11 protein-coding genes and 3 pseudogenes are annotated in these 17,211 nt (G+C 33.4%); 12 read left to right on the forward strand and 2 right to left on the reverse strand.

Annotated features, from left to right (window positions below; translation table 11 throughout):
• The first annotated feature begins 22 nt into the window (after nucleotides 1-22).
• Nucleotides 23-415, forward strand: coding sequence for a VOC family protein (locus tag AC2LE6_RS05610; RefSeq protein WP_484478280.1), 393 nt, complete (start codon nucleotides 23-25; stop codon nucleotides 413-415).
• Between the two features lie 22 nt (nucleotides 416-437).
• On the opposite strand, the gene AC2LE6_RS05615 is transcribed toward AC2LE6_RS05610, so the two are convergent.
• Together AC2LE6_RS05615 and AC2LE6_RS05620 are read right to left on the reverse strand one after the other, a co-directional pair.
• Nucleotides 438-1,055, reverse strand: coding sequence for a TetR/AcrR family transcriptional regulator (locus tag AC2LE6_RS05615; protein WP_484478281.1), 618 nt, complete (start codon nucleotides 1,053-1,055; stop codon nucleotides 438-440).
• On the reverse strand, nucleotides 1,048-3,198 hold the full coding sequence (locus tag AC2LE6_RS05620) for an efflux RND transporter permease subunit (RefSeq protein WP_484478282.1): 2,151 nt from the start codon (nucleotides 3,196-3,198) through the stop codon (nucleotides 1,048-1,050). The genes AC2LE6_RS05615 and AC2LE6_RS05620 overlap by 8 nt, the downstream gene beginning before the upstream one ends.
• Before the next feature lie 316 nt (nucleotides 3,199-3,514).
• Here AC2LE6_RS05620 and AC2LE6_RS05625 point away from each other — a divergent pair, with 316 nt between their 5' ends.
• From AC2LE6_RS05625 to AC2LE6_RS05675, 11 genes and pseudogenes are all read left to right on the forward strand, one after another.
• Nucleotides 3,515-4,126, forward strand: coding sequence for a hypothetical protein (locus tag AC2LE6_RS05625; RefSeq protein ID WP_484478283.1), 612 nt, complete (start codon nucleotides 3,515-3,517; stop codon nucleotides 4,124-4,126).
• 116 nt (nucleotides 4,127-4,242) lie between these two features.
• Nucleotides 4,243-6,825, forward strand: a complete 2,583-nt coding sequence (locus AC2LE6_RS05630; protein WP_484478284.1) for an InlB B-repeat-containing protein — start codon at nucleotides 4,243-4,245, stop codon at nucleotides 6,823-6,825.
• A 164-nt stretch (nucleotides 6,826-6,989) separates the two neighbouring features.
• On the forward strand, nucleotides 6,990-9,806 hold the full coding sequence (locus AC2LE6_RS05635; protein ID WP_484478285.1) for an ABC transporter substrate-binding protein: 2,817 nt from the start codon (nucleotides 6,990-6,992) through the stop codon (nucleotides 9,804-9,806).
• A gap of 187 nt (nucleotides 9,807-9,993) precedes the next feature.
• Entirely contained in the window at nucleotides 9,994-11,094 is a 1,101-nt protein-coding gene (locus AC2LE6_RS05640) for an ABC transporter permease (RefSeq protein WP_484478286.1), read from the forward strand.
• Nucleotides 11,094-13,052 carry an ABC transporter permease gene (locus tag AC2LE6_RS05645; RefSeq protein WP_484478287.1) on the forward strand — a complete coding sequence of 653 codons (1,959 nt, stop codon included), beginning with the start codon at nucleotides 11,094-11,096 and terminating at the stop codon, nucleotides 13,050-13,052. Before AC2LE6_RS05640 ends, AC2LE6_RS05645 begins: the two co-directional genes overlap by 1 nt.
• Nucleotides 13,052-13,273: pseudogene (locus AC2LE6_RS05650) on the forward strand (ATP-binding cassette domain-containing protein); the annotation flags it as partial. The gene AC2LE6_RS05645 and the pseudogene AC2LE6_RS05650, both read left to right, overlap by 1 nt.
• Before the next feature lie 165 nt (nucleotides 13,274-13,438).
• Nucleotides 13,439-14,593: an ABC transporter ATP-binding protein gene (locus AC2LE6_RS05655; RefSeq protein WP_484478290.1), complete on the forward strand. Its 1,155-nt coding sequence runs from the start codon at nucleotides 13,439-13,441 to the stop codon at nucleotides 14,591-14,593.
• Nucleotides 14,571-14,798 (forward strand): annotated as a pseudogene (locus AC2LE6_RS05660) (ATP-binding cassette domain-containing protein); the annotation flags it as partial. The gene AC2LE6_RS05655 and the pseudogene AC2LE6_RS05660, both read left to right, overlap by 23 nt.
• A 492-nt stretch (nucleotides 14,799-15,290) precedes the next feature.
• A pseudogene (locus AC2LE6_RS05665) lies at nucleotides 15,291-16,010 on the forward strand (ATP-binding cassette domain-containing protein); the annotation flags it as partial.
• Complete coding sequence (locus AC2LE6_RS05670) at nucleotides 16,011-16,379, forward strand: DUF3899 domain-containing protein (protein ID WP_484478288.1); 369 nt, start codon at nucleotides 16,011-16,013, stop codon at nucleotides 16,377-16,379. It begins immediately after the preceding pseudogene.
• Nucleotides 16,372-17,103: a hypothetical protein gene (locus tag AC2LE6_RS05675; RefSeq protein WP_484478289.1), complete on the forward strand. Its 732-nt coding sequence runs from the start codon at nucleotides 16,372-16,374 to the stop codon at nucleotides 17,101-17,103. The genes AC2LE6_RS05670 and AC2LE6_RS05675 overlap by 8 nt, the downstream gene beginning before the upstream one ends.
• Nucleotides 17,104-17,211: the final 108 nt, after the last annotated feature.

Below are 17,211 nucleotides of genomic sequence, written 5' to 3' on the forward strand. Positions count from 1 at the left end.
ATTTAAGAAGGAGTAGGATATTATGAAGATAAAACTACTACGAACATTTTTACCAAGTAAAGACTATGAAACATCAAAGAAATTTTATAATGACCTAGGATTTCCTACAATGTGGGAAAACCATGAGTTGGCAATAATGGGGACAGAGGATTTTAGTTTCTTTCTTCAGAAATACTACAATAAAGAATGGGCTGAAAACTTAATGATGCAGTTATATGTTGAGGATTTAGAGGATTTATTCAAAATCGCAGATAAATTAAAAGACGATTACGAGGGAATCAAACTTAAACCTATATTTACCGCTGAGTATGGAAGAACTTTTCATTTGATTGGACCTGCGGGTGTTCTGTGGCATATGACTGAAATTACAAAAGAAGTAGAAGAACCGAACAAACTAATTTGTGAGGATCAATAAAAAAAAGGAGATTTCTCCTTTTTTATTTTGTGTAATGTTGTAAACCAGTTTTGATTAAATTAACAGTGAAATCCAATTTATTAAATATTTCTTCTTTTGATTGATTGTGTTGTCTACCGCGGATAATGATTGTTGTAAGTGAATTTCCAAGAAGTTCTAAAGCAGTATAAAATTCGTCTTTGGAACTATTGTAGTTATTGAAATCTATAAGTCCAACTTCAGGTGTACCAATAACAGACTCAATGATGTTATCTACAAAATATACTTTGAATGATTTATTTGTCACTGATAAGTATTGTAAATAATTGTTCAATAATGAGTAATTAGATTCACTTGTGAATGTATCATAATCATATTTAATGAGATTCTTCGCGAATTCGAATAAATCATTCCCTGATTTTTCGAATAAACCAGGTGCGTAGCTTTTTCTTTCGGTTTTCAAGATTCCAACCAAGAATTCCAAAACATCACCAACCGTATCAAAATAATTATAGAAAGAACCTCTAGAGATTCCTGCAAGTTTTGAGATAGACAATATAGATACATCGGAATATGATTTGGTTGTAAATTCAATTTTTGCAGCTGAGATGAATGTATTTTGTTTTTCTTTACTTATCTTATAGAACATATCCTTAGGCATTTTTATTCTCCTTTATCTTCGACAAGATTGTAGGAAGAAATGTTAAAGTTACAAATACACTTACTATCATACTTATCCACATTAGAATCGATATGTTTAAATGAATCGACAATGGAGATAATGCCATCGCACTTAGACCAAGTGAAATCCCAAGTGCATTTGTTATAATTGGTCTAGATGAATTCTTGAATGATTTTTCAACAGATTCAGAGCTAGAATTACCTTGTTTTTTATAGTACTGATATACACTACTGAAATGAACAGCGTAGTCTATCCCTACTCCTATTGTAATACTGAAAATCATAACTGTTGTTATGTTTAATGGTATCCCACTTAATCCGAGGAATCCATATAATGCAAGAACGGTAATTGAAATTGGAAGTATGCTTATAATAGCAACTTTAATACTACGCAATGTAAAGAGAAGCATTAACATTACTAGTCCAATCGCTATCAATATTGAATTTAACTGCATTGCCCCAATTGATGTGTTTAATTCCATCAATAGATACTGTACTCCAGTAATAGTCATATTCTCATTCGTATCAGTATATGCTTCAATTGTTTGAAGTGTCTCATTATCCAAATCAGTTGAGAATACAAGTAATCTAACTTTTTGATTGTCTTGGTTTATTAGATTATGGATTGTATTGCTTTCATCCATTTTGAGTTGATTATACATGTTTTCTAGGACAATGTTGTTTGGGATAACACCAGTTGATTGTTGTTGGTACATAATATCAAATATTCTATATGGATTAATTACCTTCGTAACTTCATCAAGTTCAAGAAGTTCTTCTGCATATTGATCGATGATATCTTTATCTGCTAAAGAAATCGGATCGCCATCTAAATCTATTGAAACAAAGAATGGAATACTACCACCGTTAACCTCTTGAATTTTATTTGCGTTTATAGCTACTTCGGTTGAATCTTTGTATACCATCAACATATTGAACTCATTATTGATGTTTCGAACTGTGAATGATGCCACTGTGAATATCATAATAATTATGATAAATGCTGGTACTCCTCGTAACATTCTGAATGGCTTCGATATATCCAGTTTTGATTTTGATATTTTTTTAGGTAAGACATTAATTTCATGCGATAAAATAAGTGGTAAAACCAACCAGGTTGCGACACCTGCAAGTAGAATACCTAATGCACTAAATATTGCCAGGTCATAAATGGAATCAGTATTCATTGATAGTAAACTTAAGAATCCAACCATAGAGGTAAGGGTAGTTACTATCATCGGGATACCAACTATAACTAATGTTTGCTGAAGTGCTTTTTTAGTTTCGTTTTTCTCAATTTTAGCGTCTTGATAATGAGACATAAAATGAAGTCCATCTGCGGATCCAATAACGATAATAAAGATTGGGACTACTGCTGTTAAAATAGATACTTCATTTCCGATCCAACCAACCAATCCTAAGGTCCATAGTGAACCAATGGCTGCAGGTAAGACACTGAATAGTGTAGGTTTGATTGCCTTCATCTGCCATCTAAATACAAGTAATATAGTTAATAAGGCAAGCGGGGGAAGTATTAGAAGAATACGAATTATATAATCGGTTATTTTTGACTGTGAATAATTGTCTCCTGAGATGTAAAACTCATAAGAATATTCACCTAATAATTCCTCTATATCATTTACTTCTTTTGTATTAAACGACTCACCTATAAACACTGTAAAAGATGAATAGTATACATCATCAATTACTGTAAGTGGTGAGAATTCATCAAAGCTAGAGTAAAACGTTTCTAACATATCAGTAGAAGCGGTTAAAAAGGGAATACTTGCACCATTAGCATTTATTGATTCCGGTGCAACGCCTTGTATTTGAAGAACTTCATTTATATCTCCTAAATCACGTTGAATGTTGTATAAGTCATTTTGCTCAATTGTTGTAAACTCGTCATGTTCTATTACAATGACTATTTGATTTAAATTCCCAAAAGATTCATTTAAATCATCCAACTGTTCTTCATACTTAGAGTCGTTAGTTGAAAACAATGCAAAGTCTGTATTCATTTCAATTCTGAATATACCAATAACGCTCATAACAACTGACAATGCCAGTAGTACTTTTAACGCTTTCTTATATTTGTAGATCATTTCAATATATTTTTTCATAATTACCTCCATATTGACACACTGTCAATATTATAAAACACGAACTCTTCAATGTCAATAAGCGATGAATATATTTTGAATCATATATTTTGTTAATAATGCATTAAAAATGAAAACTAATGTCCAAATGAGCTAACACATATGAGTGAAACGAGGTACTAGAAATGTAAGGTATTATTATATAATACCTTCTAAATATAAAAATGGTTTTTTTTTAGTGTTTATGTTTGCCCGAAATTGTGATAAAATATAATAAGTAAGGTTATGGCGTGATATGTAGTGGATAAACAAATTTGATTTTAGGGGTTTGAAACAAATGAATAGATTAGTTTTTGGAATAACATTTACATTTATATTTGCTTTTACATATTGGGTTGTTCCGCAAATATTAGTAGAACTGAATGCTTATAATGAAATAAGCATAATGATAATGAGCATAGTAAATCAATTAATCATTACTAGTGTTCCCGTAATAATACTGTTATCAATAACAGAAATACCCTTACTTAAGGTTGCTGGGTATTCATTATTAGGGATTAACACAGGGTTCTTGATAATTGATATATACGCTGGTGTTAGTGGAATTGCAGATTTTAGTACTGCAGCAGGATATGCATACATACTTCTTGTTATATGTAATATCGGATTGTTCGCAGCTGCGTTAAATATTGGGAATGAATTTTATTTTGGAAGAAGAGTTAAAGTATTCTTAGTTCTGTTAACAATTGTTATCTTTTTAAGATACTCACCAGTATTAGATCCATTCTTTGCATTAGCACAAGACTATAACTCAAATACTGGCCAAGGTTGGGATTTGAATGGTTTTATTAGAAATTTACATGTAGGCTTTTATGTTTTGACATTTATTCTTGAAGTATTAGCACTAGATGCTGTACTTAACGAGAAAGAAGAGCTAGGTTACGAATAAAGAGACATTCGACCCGGTTGTTACTATTAGTACACCGGGTTTTTGATTACAATGTTTTCAATACTATTTAAAATAGTTAGAAATAAATAATAGTTAATTTTTTACAAGGGGGAAATATGAAAAAAATTACTGTATTACTATTAGTTTTGGTAAGTGCACTTACACTTACTGCGTGTTCTAAAACGACGTACGATGTTACGTTCAACAGCAATGGTGGGTCTACTGTGACCACACTCACTATTAATGAAGGTGAAAAGGCAAGCGCGCCTACAGATCCTACAAAAGATGGATACATGTTCTCGTATTGGTACGAAGAAGATGAAACAATTCCATTTGATTTTACTGTCGCAATTACTGAAAATGTAGATTTATCTGCTATCTGGGTATTAACAGATGCAGAAGCTATGGCTTTAGACATTGCACAATTTGAAGCAACTATGTTTGATGTAGATAGCTTTGTTGATTTAGACACTCGATTAGATCTTCATGATACAAGAGTATCTTGGGATATTGAATCGGATTATATTTCAGAAGAAGGTATCATCTTACCGTTAATGCCTGGTGGAGTTGCTTTCACTGAAACAATAACGGCTACATTTACTTTAAATGAAGAAACATTAACAAAAAGTTACGATATTTCTATTGAAGCACCTGGTGAAGTAGTTATCAGTGAATCAAAGGAATTGGTATTTGAAAACCTTACAACTGAATATGATGTTGCTGATGGTACTTTAAATGTTTACTTTGAAGAAAATGGTTCAGTGCCATATGTAAAAGTAGAAGATTTTATGGGACTACTTGAAGGATTTGTTGATCCTGAAGTTGAGTTCACATATACAACTACAGATGGTGTATTAGAGATTTTCTATCAATACTATGATGAAGACGAAGATGAAACATATGATTTAATATTAACTGTAGATTCAATTGAAAATACTGTTACTACTAATGATCCAGCGTTTTACTGGGCTTATGTGTATTCTACTGAAACTAATTATGGTAGACATATCGAGTACGATTTTGAAAATCCTGACTCTGATTCAGACGAAGGTGAAAACATCATTTATGATCTAGATGATTTCAACATGGATATCGTTGTACATGAAGGGGATGTAGTTCTTCCTTATTATATGGCTAATCAATTATTAGCTGGTTCTTCATATTACAATGTATATTACAACTTTGATGGATTATACGGAATCTATAGTTTACCTGATGCTGATAGCAAGGAAATGAAAACAATAAGAAGTAGTTCTATGAATAACGCAGATATTCCTGCAGATTTATTAGTTCATACATTCTATATGCTTGCGTTTGACTTAGATAACTTATACGGATTAAAAGACATTATGAATGTAGATACATACTACACAATGTTATTTGATCAAAAAGATGATTTAATGACTCAAGACGCAGAAGATTTTGATTATGCGATGAGAGATTTATTATTAAAAGGATTAGATGAACCTCATACGAGCTATGGATATGCTTCATATTTCAATAGTTCAAGATGGGATGGTCCAGAAACAAATAACTTAGCATTCTATGGTACACGTTTTACAGGTTGGTACTATCAAGGGTTATTCGCCGTTGATGATGTATTAGAAGTAAAATGGGGAGCCAATCCTGATGGATGGAATGCATATGGTCCAAATAGACCTTACTTCTGGTTCTTAGATGAAGAAAAAACAACTGTTATGTTATCACTTGATGATTTCTCAACTGCAGATATTGAAGAGAATTCTGTGTTTGATTTAGAGATTATTGAAAAGGTAATGGAAGTTGATGATGCTTCAGGAATTATTCCTGTTATTGGAGAAGGAACTAAATTCTTCTATTATAACAATTCACCTGAAGATCGTATGCAATTAGAAATAATTGTTAAAGGTTCAACAGAAGCATATGTAGCAACGTATGGTGCAGCATTAGAAGCAGCTGGTTATACATACATGTCTGATGTTGATGCAGAAGAAGAAAAAGAGAATGGTTATTATGTAATGACTGTTGGTGAAATCAATTATATGGTTCAATTAGATTTCGACGTTGATTATGATTTATTATATATTGGTGTATCTGATGATGCTCCTGAAACATTTGATGATCAATGGCCAATTACTGTAAACGTTACAGACTTAGTTTATTCTGATAGCGCAGTATTCTTCGAAATGCAAATGGATCTAATTATGGAAGAATCTCCATTGTTGGAAGAAATCATTTTAGACTTATCATGGAACACAGGTGGAAACATCGGAGCTCTATACAGAATCGTTGGATTTATCACTGATGATCCATTCCGTGTAAGCTCAATTGATGGTGATACTGGTGGAAATGGTAGTTATTATGTAGAAATTCCTGGAATTGACGCATATGACGAATTAACATGGTCTTTATTGATTACTCCAGTAACATTTAGTGCTGCAAACGAGATGGCAACTATATTCATGCAAAACGGATTAGGTTCTATTATCGGTGTAACATCTGGTGGTGGAGCATGTTCAATTACTCCAATCTTATTACCAAATGGTACAGCATTCACAACAAGTTCAAATAACGTTTCAGCGTACCGTACAGGGACTGGAACGGTTGAAGATCCTTACGTATATCACAATACTGAGTTTGGAATTACTCCTGATTATCCAATCGCAATTGATGATATCTATACAGAAAGCGTATTATTGGATATATTAGCAAACGACTAATTCAGGTTTAATTTAGGTTTCAAACTATATTTATATATATAGAAAGAAAAAAGTTGTAAAAAAAAACCTTGATATCGTTTTCATGTAAAAAAAAACAAATAAATGTTTATTTATTGCCTTATTTTGGTATAATTTAAATATATAAAGAGAAAAGGAGAGATTTTATGAAAAAGTTTTTATTAGTATTTACAATGCTTGCACTTGTATTATCATTTGCAGCATGTGGAAAAGATCCTGTTGTTAACAATGCACCTACAATTAGTGGTGCTACAGAAGTTAGTTTAACTTTAGGTTCTAGCTACAACCCTCTTGAGGGAGTTACAGCAGCAGATGCTGAAGACGGTGACCTTACTGGTTCAATCGTTGTAAGTGGAGATGCAGTAGATGTAAACACTGAAGGTGTATACAATGTTGTATTAACTGTTACTGATGACGGAGGTAAATCAGCAGAGTTATTAGTTACTGTAAACGTTGGTGTTTACTTAGCAAATTACTTAAGCGGAATTGATTTATCAAAATTAAACGTAGAGCAAAAAGGTATTTTATTTGCTGAATTAGAAAATTATCTTTTAGATACAGTTGCTGGTGGGGTACCTCTATATAGAAGTGCGGCACGTGTAATGTTCTCTGAAAGAACACAATTATTCAGTGAAACATATAATGGAGTTATGGCATTTGGTGCTAGTTTCTCACAATTTACTCAAGATGATTCTAACGTACTTATGTTCGGTGAAGTTATGGGTGAAGTTGGAGAGTACACTTGGCGTGGTTCTTTCAACACAGATCCTACAGGATTAAACCCTTGGGAAGCTGATGATTCATCTACATCTGATTTCGTTGAATTATTCACAGGTGGATTATATGACTTCTACTTTGATGCTTCAAAAACAGGTTATGAAATTAATGGTAGTTTAGCAGATGGTGAGCCTATGGCTGTAAATGGTACAGATCAAAATGGTAAAGAATATGCTTACATCTGGCAAATTGAATTAAAAGATAACTTAACTTGGACATATCATCCAGATACTGATGTTTCAGGATTACCTGCAGGACATGAAGTATTAGATGCAAATGATTACTTATGGACATGGCAACACGCTTTAGATAACTCATGGTTTAGAGCTATCTCTGGTGGTGGAGATTTCATTACACATGGTGTAAAAGGAATTTCTGATTATTTAGCTGGTTCAGTAACATTTGATGAAGTTGGATTACGTATGGCTGATGGTGAAACTAATGTTTTAGAAATCGAATTCACAACTGAAAAAACTGCATTCGACATAAAATATATGTTCGCTAACTCTTTAACTCCTATCAATGAAGAATTATTCATGGCATTAGGTGGAGAAGAAGGTTCTTACGGATTAACTCCTGAAGAAGTAGCTTCAAGTGGTGTATACTACTTCGAAACTTGGACTCCAGGACAATTCTTAACATTCAAGAAAAATGATGCACATCCAGATAGCGCAATGTTCCACTATACTGGTTACCAATATCGTTTCGTTGATGGTTCAGATAGTATTTTCGCTGAATTCTTAGCTGGACGTTTAGATACAGCTGCTGTTCCTGCATCTCAAGTTGATGCTTATGGACAAGATCCACGTGTTAAAGTAAGCCCAGGTGCAACTACTTGGAGATTACAAATCAATGGATTTGGAACTGAAGCTAATCGTGATGCATTTATCGCACAATACCCTGAATTTGGTTTATCTGAAACATTCGTTCCAGAACCAATCTTAGGATATACAGAAATGAAACAAGCTTTATACTATGGATTCGACAGAAAAACTGCTGCCGTAGACGTAGTTAAAACTTATTTACCAGCTGCAACTCACTTCGCTGCTACTTATTTCTTAGATGGTGAATCAGGAATCTCTGTACGTGGTACAGAAGCTGGACAAGCTACTTTAGATACATATGCTGGAGAATCATTCGGTTACTTCCCAGATGCTGCTGTTGCTTTATTCAAAGCTGCTGTTGCTCAAGGTATTGCTGATGGATATTACTCTGCAGGTACTGCAGAAGCTCCAACTGAAATCGAATTAGTATTAACTTATGCATCAAGTGGTAACACAGGTGCACAAGCTATGGTTGCAGAAATTAAACAACAATATGAATCATTATTAGTTGATGACGTGAACCATGTTCAAGTTATCGTTACAATTAATGATGTTGCATTCCCAGATAACTATTATAACTTCATGATGATCGCTAATACCGATTTAGGAATTGGTGGAATCAGTGGTTCATTATTAGACGCACCTAGTTTCTTAGACGTTTATAATGACAATAACAAATCTGGATTTACATTAAACTGGGGTATCGATACTCATACTCCTAACATCGAAGTTACTTATGAGAACTTAGATGGAGATACAATTACTGAAATCTGGGCTTACAATGCTTTAGTTGAAGCTATCAATGGTAAAGTTTATATCATGGATGGTATTGAACAAAGTGCTTGGGAAGACTCAGCTACATTAATCAATGCATACTTAGATATGGCTGGAGAAGAATTTGCTTCTTCATCAGACGGATCTACAATTGCAGAATATGTATTAGGTGACACTTTAGCTAACTTAGCTGATGAAGACGATCAAATTGATTCAATTGAAGCATATATCGTTGTTACTGCATCTGGTAAAAACTCATTATACGTATTAAACGTTAAAGACGGTAAATACGAAATGAATACTGAAGCTGGATTATTCACTGACTTATTTACAGCAATTGAAACTCATGCAGATTATGAATTAATCTCTGTTGGAGCTCAAATTACTGATGACGCTGGTGTTCTTGCTGATGCATACTTAGCTGGATTAGGAATTACAACTTATGCTGACTTAGTAGCAGAAGCTGGAGCTGTACCTGCTGAAATCGTACAAGCTTACGCTGTTACTTGGGGTGGTACATACGGTGGAACTGACGTTTACTTAGTATTATTCGTAGATGGTTATTACATCGGTTGGGCTTGGTTATAAGCTTAACAAATTGATAAATTTATAAACTAAATTTAATGCAATTAATATAAAATGTTTGGGGAATCGTTCTATTGGAAAACAATAGTGATTCCCCTTCATTTTTTACTATTATATCGTTGTATATTTAGACGGAGTTTGGTATAATTGTTTTAAAAGAGTAATTTTATAATAGTGAGGAAGAGATTTTATGACAAAGTACATTATCCAAAGGGTAATCTGGATCTTCTTAATCTTAGTAGCAGTGTTAACAATAACATTTGTTTTACTAAAATTAGCGCCAGAATATCCACCAACGAAAAACGACCAAAAAGATACTTGGCTAGAGAAGCAAGTTGTTGATGGTTATTACACAAGTCAGTATTATGATGTAGGAAATCCAGAACACATGGATGAAGTAGATTACATCCGTAATACAAACGAAAACATCAACAAGACAGTATTCATCGTTAATCCTGTTAGCGACAGTACGGTTGTTAAGGTGTTTTATCGTGTGCCTATCGCACAACAATATGTTCAATGGTTAAAGAATGTAGTAACGGACTGGAACTGGGGAGAATCTACTAAGATTCGAGTTAATGTTCCGGCATTTACTGTTATAGCTGACAGAATGCCTATTACGTTAACACTGAACTTAGCTACATTGTTCTTCTATTTACCATTCGGTTTCGCATTTGGTATTATCGCAGCGTTAAAAAAAGATACGTTCGTAGACAATATCATGCAAATCGTTATTATGCTGTTCTTAAGCTTACCAGCATTAGTATTTATCTTGTTATTAATTATCGTATTTAGTTACAAGATGGATAACTTCTTGCCGTCCTTGTTCCCGATTGTATCGCATCAAGGGTTCTGGGCAATAGCTAAAGGATTTGTAATCCCAATCGTTGCAAGTGGTTTACCTGCAATTGCTGGATTTACAAGAATGCTACGTGCAGAATTATCTGAGGTATTAACGTCAGAATTCGTACTACTAGCAAAAACAAAAGGATTAAGTCATACACAAGCAGTATTAAGACATGCAATCAGAAACTCAATCGTACCAATGTTACCAATAGTTATTGGTTCATTCGCAGGGTTACTGGGTGGATCATTCATCTTAGAAAAAGTGTATGCCGTACCTGGTGTAGGTCGTGTTACGCTTCAGGCGTTAACAGCTGGAAACTATGATTACAATGTAATTATGTCTTCAAGTGCATTCTACAGTATTATTGGTTTATTTACTGTACTAATCGTCGATTTATCATATGGTTTAGTTGATCCACAAATCAGAATGGGGGCGAAGAAATAATGAATAAAAATTATCCAAAGGACTATTTTACTTTAGTTCAAGACTCAGACCGCCTTCTAGACAAACCGCTGAAAACAAAGCAATTAACTTATTTCCAAGATGCTATGTTGCGATTTGGGAAAAATAAGTATAATGTAATTGCATCAATTATATTATTGGTTATGATCTTATTAAGTATCGTTGTTCCAATGATTACACCAGCAAGATATTATAACCAAACAAATTCAAACTTATCTACGTTGCCACCAAGAATGCCTTTAATTGAAAAATTAGGAATCTTAGATGGTACAAAAGACTTTGAAGAACAACCTGTTGATGTTGATACAATAGATCCAGTTACTGGAATCGGGTATCCACTTGGGTTCTCACCTGATTATATCGACATGGATACATTAGTAAATTATAAATTAGTAGGGTCAATTCCAAGTCCACTTTATGTTGGTGGTACGAATGAACTTTATATAAATTATGATAAAGACAGATTTACAATTGTTTCACCAGATAACACAGTAGATGAAGATTCTGGCGATGATGTTGTATATCTAATTACTGTCGAAGCAGATAGTCAATTTGTTGTCGATGTTGAAGCTATGGAATTTGGTGGAACTGTAACTGTAATGTTTATTGCTGATACAGAAACTCCAGTTGCATGGTCAGAATATACTGTACTTGGTACTATTACAGCAGCAGGAGTTCATACTTTTGCTACAACTGGAATAGCTGATGGTACTGTAGGTAAAATCGCAATTCAATATGAAATAGATGAAACTAGTACAGATGGTAGTGAAGGAATTGTATTAAACTCAGTAGTATTAGATAGAGAATTCAGCTTAGGTGCTGCTTCAACTCTTGAAGATGATGTGTTTGATGGATACCGTTTATCACGTTTTGCTCAAGTTTCATATAATGAAGATGAAGAAAACGGACGTTTCCTACGTGATGGAGCTTTATACCAAGTAGCTGACTTCACATATGACGTGTATGGTGCTTTATTTGCACCACAAGAAAGAATTATTGGATTTGTTGAATACCAACAAATCTTAGATGATAATCCAGGTATGGAAGCTAGTATCATTAACGAGCACCCTGATTACCCAGGTGATGCTAGTGCATGGTTATTTGGTGATGGTTATCCATTAACTGAAGTTGTTGGTGATGATTTCATTACTGTAGGTGGAGTAACTTACGGAAATATGTATGTAATGATGGATGGAGCGTATGCTAATGAATTTGATAGCACACCATTCTTCCCATTCGGTACAGATGTATTTGGTAAAGATTTATTTACATTAATATGGTTAGGACTTAGAACTTCATTGTTATTAGGATTCTTAGCATCATTAGTTAATATCGTTGTTGGAGTTATATGGGGAGCAATCAGTGCTTACTATGGTGGACAAGTAGATATACTAATGGAAAGATTTACAGATATATGGGGAAGTTTCCCACAGATTACAATGATCGGTATTATTACCGTATTGATTGGTCCCGGATTCTTAGCCTTATTTATCTTCTTGATTTATGATGGATGGATTAGAGTTGCTAAAGTTACAAGACTTCAATTCTATCGTTATAAAGGTAGAGAATATGTATTAGCTGCACGTACATTAGGTGCGTCAGATAGAAGAATTATATTCAAACATATCTTACCAAATGCTCTTGGTACAATCGTAACTAGAGTTATCTTAAGTATCCCAGCTGTTATCTTCTTAGAAGTTAACTTATCTTACTTAGGATTTGGTATTGGTAATGGACAATCATTAAAAATTGGTCCAGTAGAATTAACTGGTACTTCAATTGGTGTTATTTTAAATGATGGACAACAACAAATTTTTGCTGGAAATCTATGGCTAATTATTTTCCCAACGATCATCGTTTCAATCCTGATGATAACGTTTAATATGTTTGGTAATGCACTTAGAGATGCATTAAATCCACAGTTAAGAGGTAGCGAATAATGAGTAAAGATATCGTATTAGAAGTCAAGAATTTATCAGTAGCATTTAAAACACCAAATGGTTTAGTTCGTGCAGTAAGAGATGTTTCATTTGAACTTGAAAAAAATGAAACGTTAGCTATCGTTGGAGAGTCTGGTTCTGGGAAATCAGTAACTTTACGTACTATTATGGGTATTCTTGCTCGTAATGGTGTTATCAATGGTGGAGAAATTAATTATCGTAACCAGGATTTAACTAAGTTATCAGAAGCGAACTTCCATAAGATTCGTGGTAACAAAATTGGTATGATCTTCCAGGATCCACTATCAAGTTTAAATCCAATTATGAAAATCGGTAAGCAAATCACTGAAGCAATGTTAGTGAATGGTAACCGTATCAAGAACAGAATGCGTGATTTATATCACCATGAATTCCATGATTATTTAAACAAAGTAACTTTAATTAACATCTTAAAAGATGATATTAAAAATAAGCAATTTGAGATTAATAAAGATGAAGAATTATCTAATGAAGAAAAGAAAGCTCAATTTGTTGCATTCAAAGCAGAAAAAACTGCATTGATCGCAAAAGAGAAAGCTTTACTACCTGATTTAAAAGCTAAATACAAAGCTAAGAAAAAAGAAGCAAAAGCAATTGTTCTGGCTGAGAAGAAAGAAGTTCTTCAAGAACGTAAAGAAACTTTATCTAAAATTCAAGCTAGAATTTCAGAGTTACAAGCTGATTACAAAACATCTCAAAATGAAGAATTAAAAGGTCAAATTGAAGAAGTTAAACAAGAACTTGCTGTAACTAGAGAAGAGTTCACTAGACGTTTCAAAGTAACAAAAAAAGAAGCTAGAGAACGTACAATTCAAGTTATGACTGAGGTTGGGATTCCAGAACCTGAAAAGCGTTTTGAACAATACCCATTCCAATTCAGTGGTGGTATGAGACAACGTATCGTTATCGCTATCGCGTTAACTGCTAACCCTGAAGTATTAATTTGTGATGAGCCAACTACAGCATTAGACGTTACGATTCAAGGGCAAATCTTAAAATTAATTAAAGATATTAAAAAAGAACGTGAATTATCAGTAGTATTTATCACGCATGACCTTGGAGTTGTTGCTAACATGGCAGACCGTGTTGCAGTAATGTATGCTGGTAAGATTGTTGAATACGGTGAAGCAGAAGAAATCTTCTACGAGCCACAACATCCTTACACATGGGCATTATTATCAAGTGTTCCTGATTTAGATACAACAGATAAATTATTAAGTATACCTGGTACGCCTCCAGATATGCTATTCCCTCCAAAAGGAGATGCATTTGCAGATAGAAACAAGTATGCTTTAAAAATTGATTTTGAGGAACGCCCGCCGTTCTTTAAAGTTACTGATACACATTATGCAGCAACTTGGTTATTACATCCGGATGCACCGAAAATCGAAATGCCTAGCATAATCGGTTTACGTGTTAAAAAATACAAAGAAGAAGCAAAAGCTTCAATCGCAAAACAAAAAGCAGCAAGCAAGATGAATGAAGGTGATCAAGTTGAGTAACAGAGAAGTAATTTTAAGTGTAAGAAACCTGAAACAATATTTCAAATCAGGTTCTGGACGAAACAAGATCGTCGTTAAAGCTGTGGATGATATCTCATTTGATATATTCAAAGGAGAAGTATTCAGTTTAGTAGGTGAATCAGGATGTGGGAAAACTACAACTGGTCGTACTATTATTAAGCTATATCCATCAACAGGTGGAGAAGTACATTTCCATGGTACACGTATCGTAAGTGATGTTAAAGAGGCGAAAGCAACATACAAATCACTTTTACAAAGATTAAATCAAGATAAAAATACAGCATTAGCTGATTATAAAGCTCAATTAGAAAGCAATAAAATTACACAAGAACAATATACTGAAGAAGTTGCTAAAGTAAATGCTACATTCAACGTTGAAAAAGATGCTGGATTCCAAGTATTTAGACAAGCTAAGAGAGACAGATATTTCGAACGTCAAATTGATGAAGATGCAAGAGAACAAGCAAAAGCATTTACTCCTGAATCTGCAGAGTACCAAGCAATTGTTACTGAATATGACGAGTTAGAAACTGAAATCAAGGCTGATATTGATAGACTTCTATCAGAACTACAAAATGGTTCTATAGAAGCAGCTAAAATTAAAGAACTTAAAAAAGATTTAAAAGCTCAACAAAGAGAATTAAAAATGAATCGCGTTCGTATGAAGCAAGATATAAGCACACACCGTTATAACTTAATTCATAAAAACAGATTATTAATGCGTAAGATGCAAATGATCTTCCAAGATCCAATCGCATCATTAAACCCTCGTATGACAGTAAAAGAAATTATTGCTGAGGGATTACGTATCAATGGATTAAAAAATGAAGTTGTTATAGATAGAATGGTTAAAGAAGCATTAACTACAGTAGGGTTAGTACCTGAACATGCTTCACGTTATCCTCATGAATTTAGTGGTGGACAACGTCAACGTATCGGTATCGCAAGAGCCTTAGTTGTTGAACCTACTTTCATAATTGCTGATGAGCCTATTAGTGCATTAGATGTATCGATTAGAGCACAAGTAATTAACTTATTGAACGATTTAAGAGAAAACAAGGGAATCACTATTTTATTCATTGCACATGATTTATCTGTAGTAAAATACTTCAGTGACCGTGTTGCAGTAATGTACTTTGGACGTATTGTTGAAATGGGAGACAAAGATAAAATCTTCCACAACCCGTTCCACCCTTACACATTATCATTAATCGATTCAATTCCATTACCTGACCCTACATTCGAGAAGGCTAGAGGAAAATTAGCTAACTATAATCCTATGATGGAACATGATTATTCTGAGGAAGCTCCTACACTTCGTGAAGTAGAGCCAAATCACTTTGTATTATGTAACCAAGCAGAATATGACAAATATCAAGCGAACTTAAAAAAATAAATGAAACCAATTAGATTCATTATTATGATTATCGTTTTGGTATTACTGGCATACGGTTTACAAAGCTTAGTCTATAGTTCAGGATTGGATTATGAATACACATCAAATGCATTATTTGTTGTTGGGATCATAGTATTCTTTCCAGCAATAATAGTACAAACTGGATCATACGAAATCTTTTACGGAATGAGATATAGTTTCAACAGGTTCTTTATTAAGAACTATAGAAAACATTATCCATCATTAAGAGAATATAAAGAGGAAAGAGAACAAGTCATTACTACTACATTCTTTAAGGAGTTACTAGTAGCTTCTATAATACTTGTAGCGGTAGCAGCTGTTCTTGCAGGACAAGTTACTTATGGATGAGAAAAAGCAAATTCATAGAAAGTTTGTAATAACAATGATAAGTTTAGTGTTAAGCGTAGCAATAGCAATTACTTTAGCGATTGTTGCATTACTTACACTAGAAAATCAAGGAACTGCATTTGCAATTATCTTTGGTATCATGTTATTGATGCTTCCTGTTACTTCATTCTTTAAATCAAGAGTTGATCAACTAACAAACCTATCGTTTTCCGCAAGAATACACGCAAGTCCCGGAAACCCACTTACTACCAATAGATTACTTACAAAAGAAGGGTTCTACAATTACTTAAATAAACAAGATTATGTGTTATTCAGTGATGATGACATACATACCTTTTACTACAGGATTAAAAAGGACGATATAAAGCAAATGTTCAAAGGATATATATTCGAAGTGGTTGTTCTTATCAAAGACTCAGTTAACGAATACTTTCTAGATATAGTAGATGAAGAAGTTCAAAAGCTATACAGAGAGTTCGCTAAAGAGAAAAAACGTGTTGATAAGATGTTAATTACTCAGATCAGAGAAATTGAAGACTTAAATGAAGAAGAAAAAGATAAAGTGAAACAAATTGTATTTATTCGTACTAGACAAGGGATTATTTCAACTATCAATGTTGCGATTATCCGTGATGCTAAGAAGGCAGTAATGCTTTATTCAGATAAATACACTCCAAGTATGTATTATTCATACCATGTCGACCAGATTAAGAAAATGGTATAATTATAAATTTAAAGGTGAAACTATTGTTTCACCTTTTTTTTGTTATATATTAGCTATTCCCTGCAACATATACTTTTATGCCAATTATATATATAGACGTTGTTCTAT

The organism is Candidatus Izemoplasma sp. (assembly GCF_982632705.1).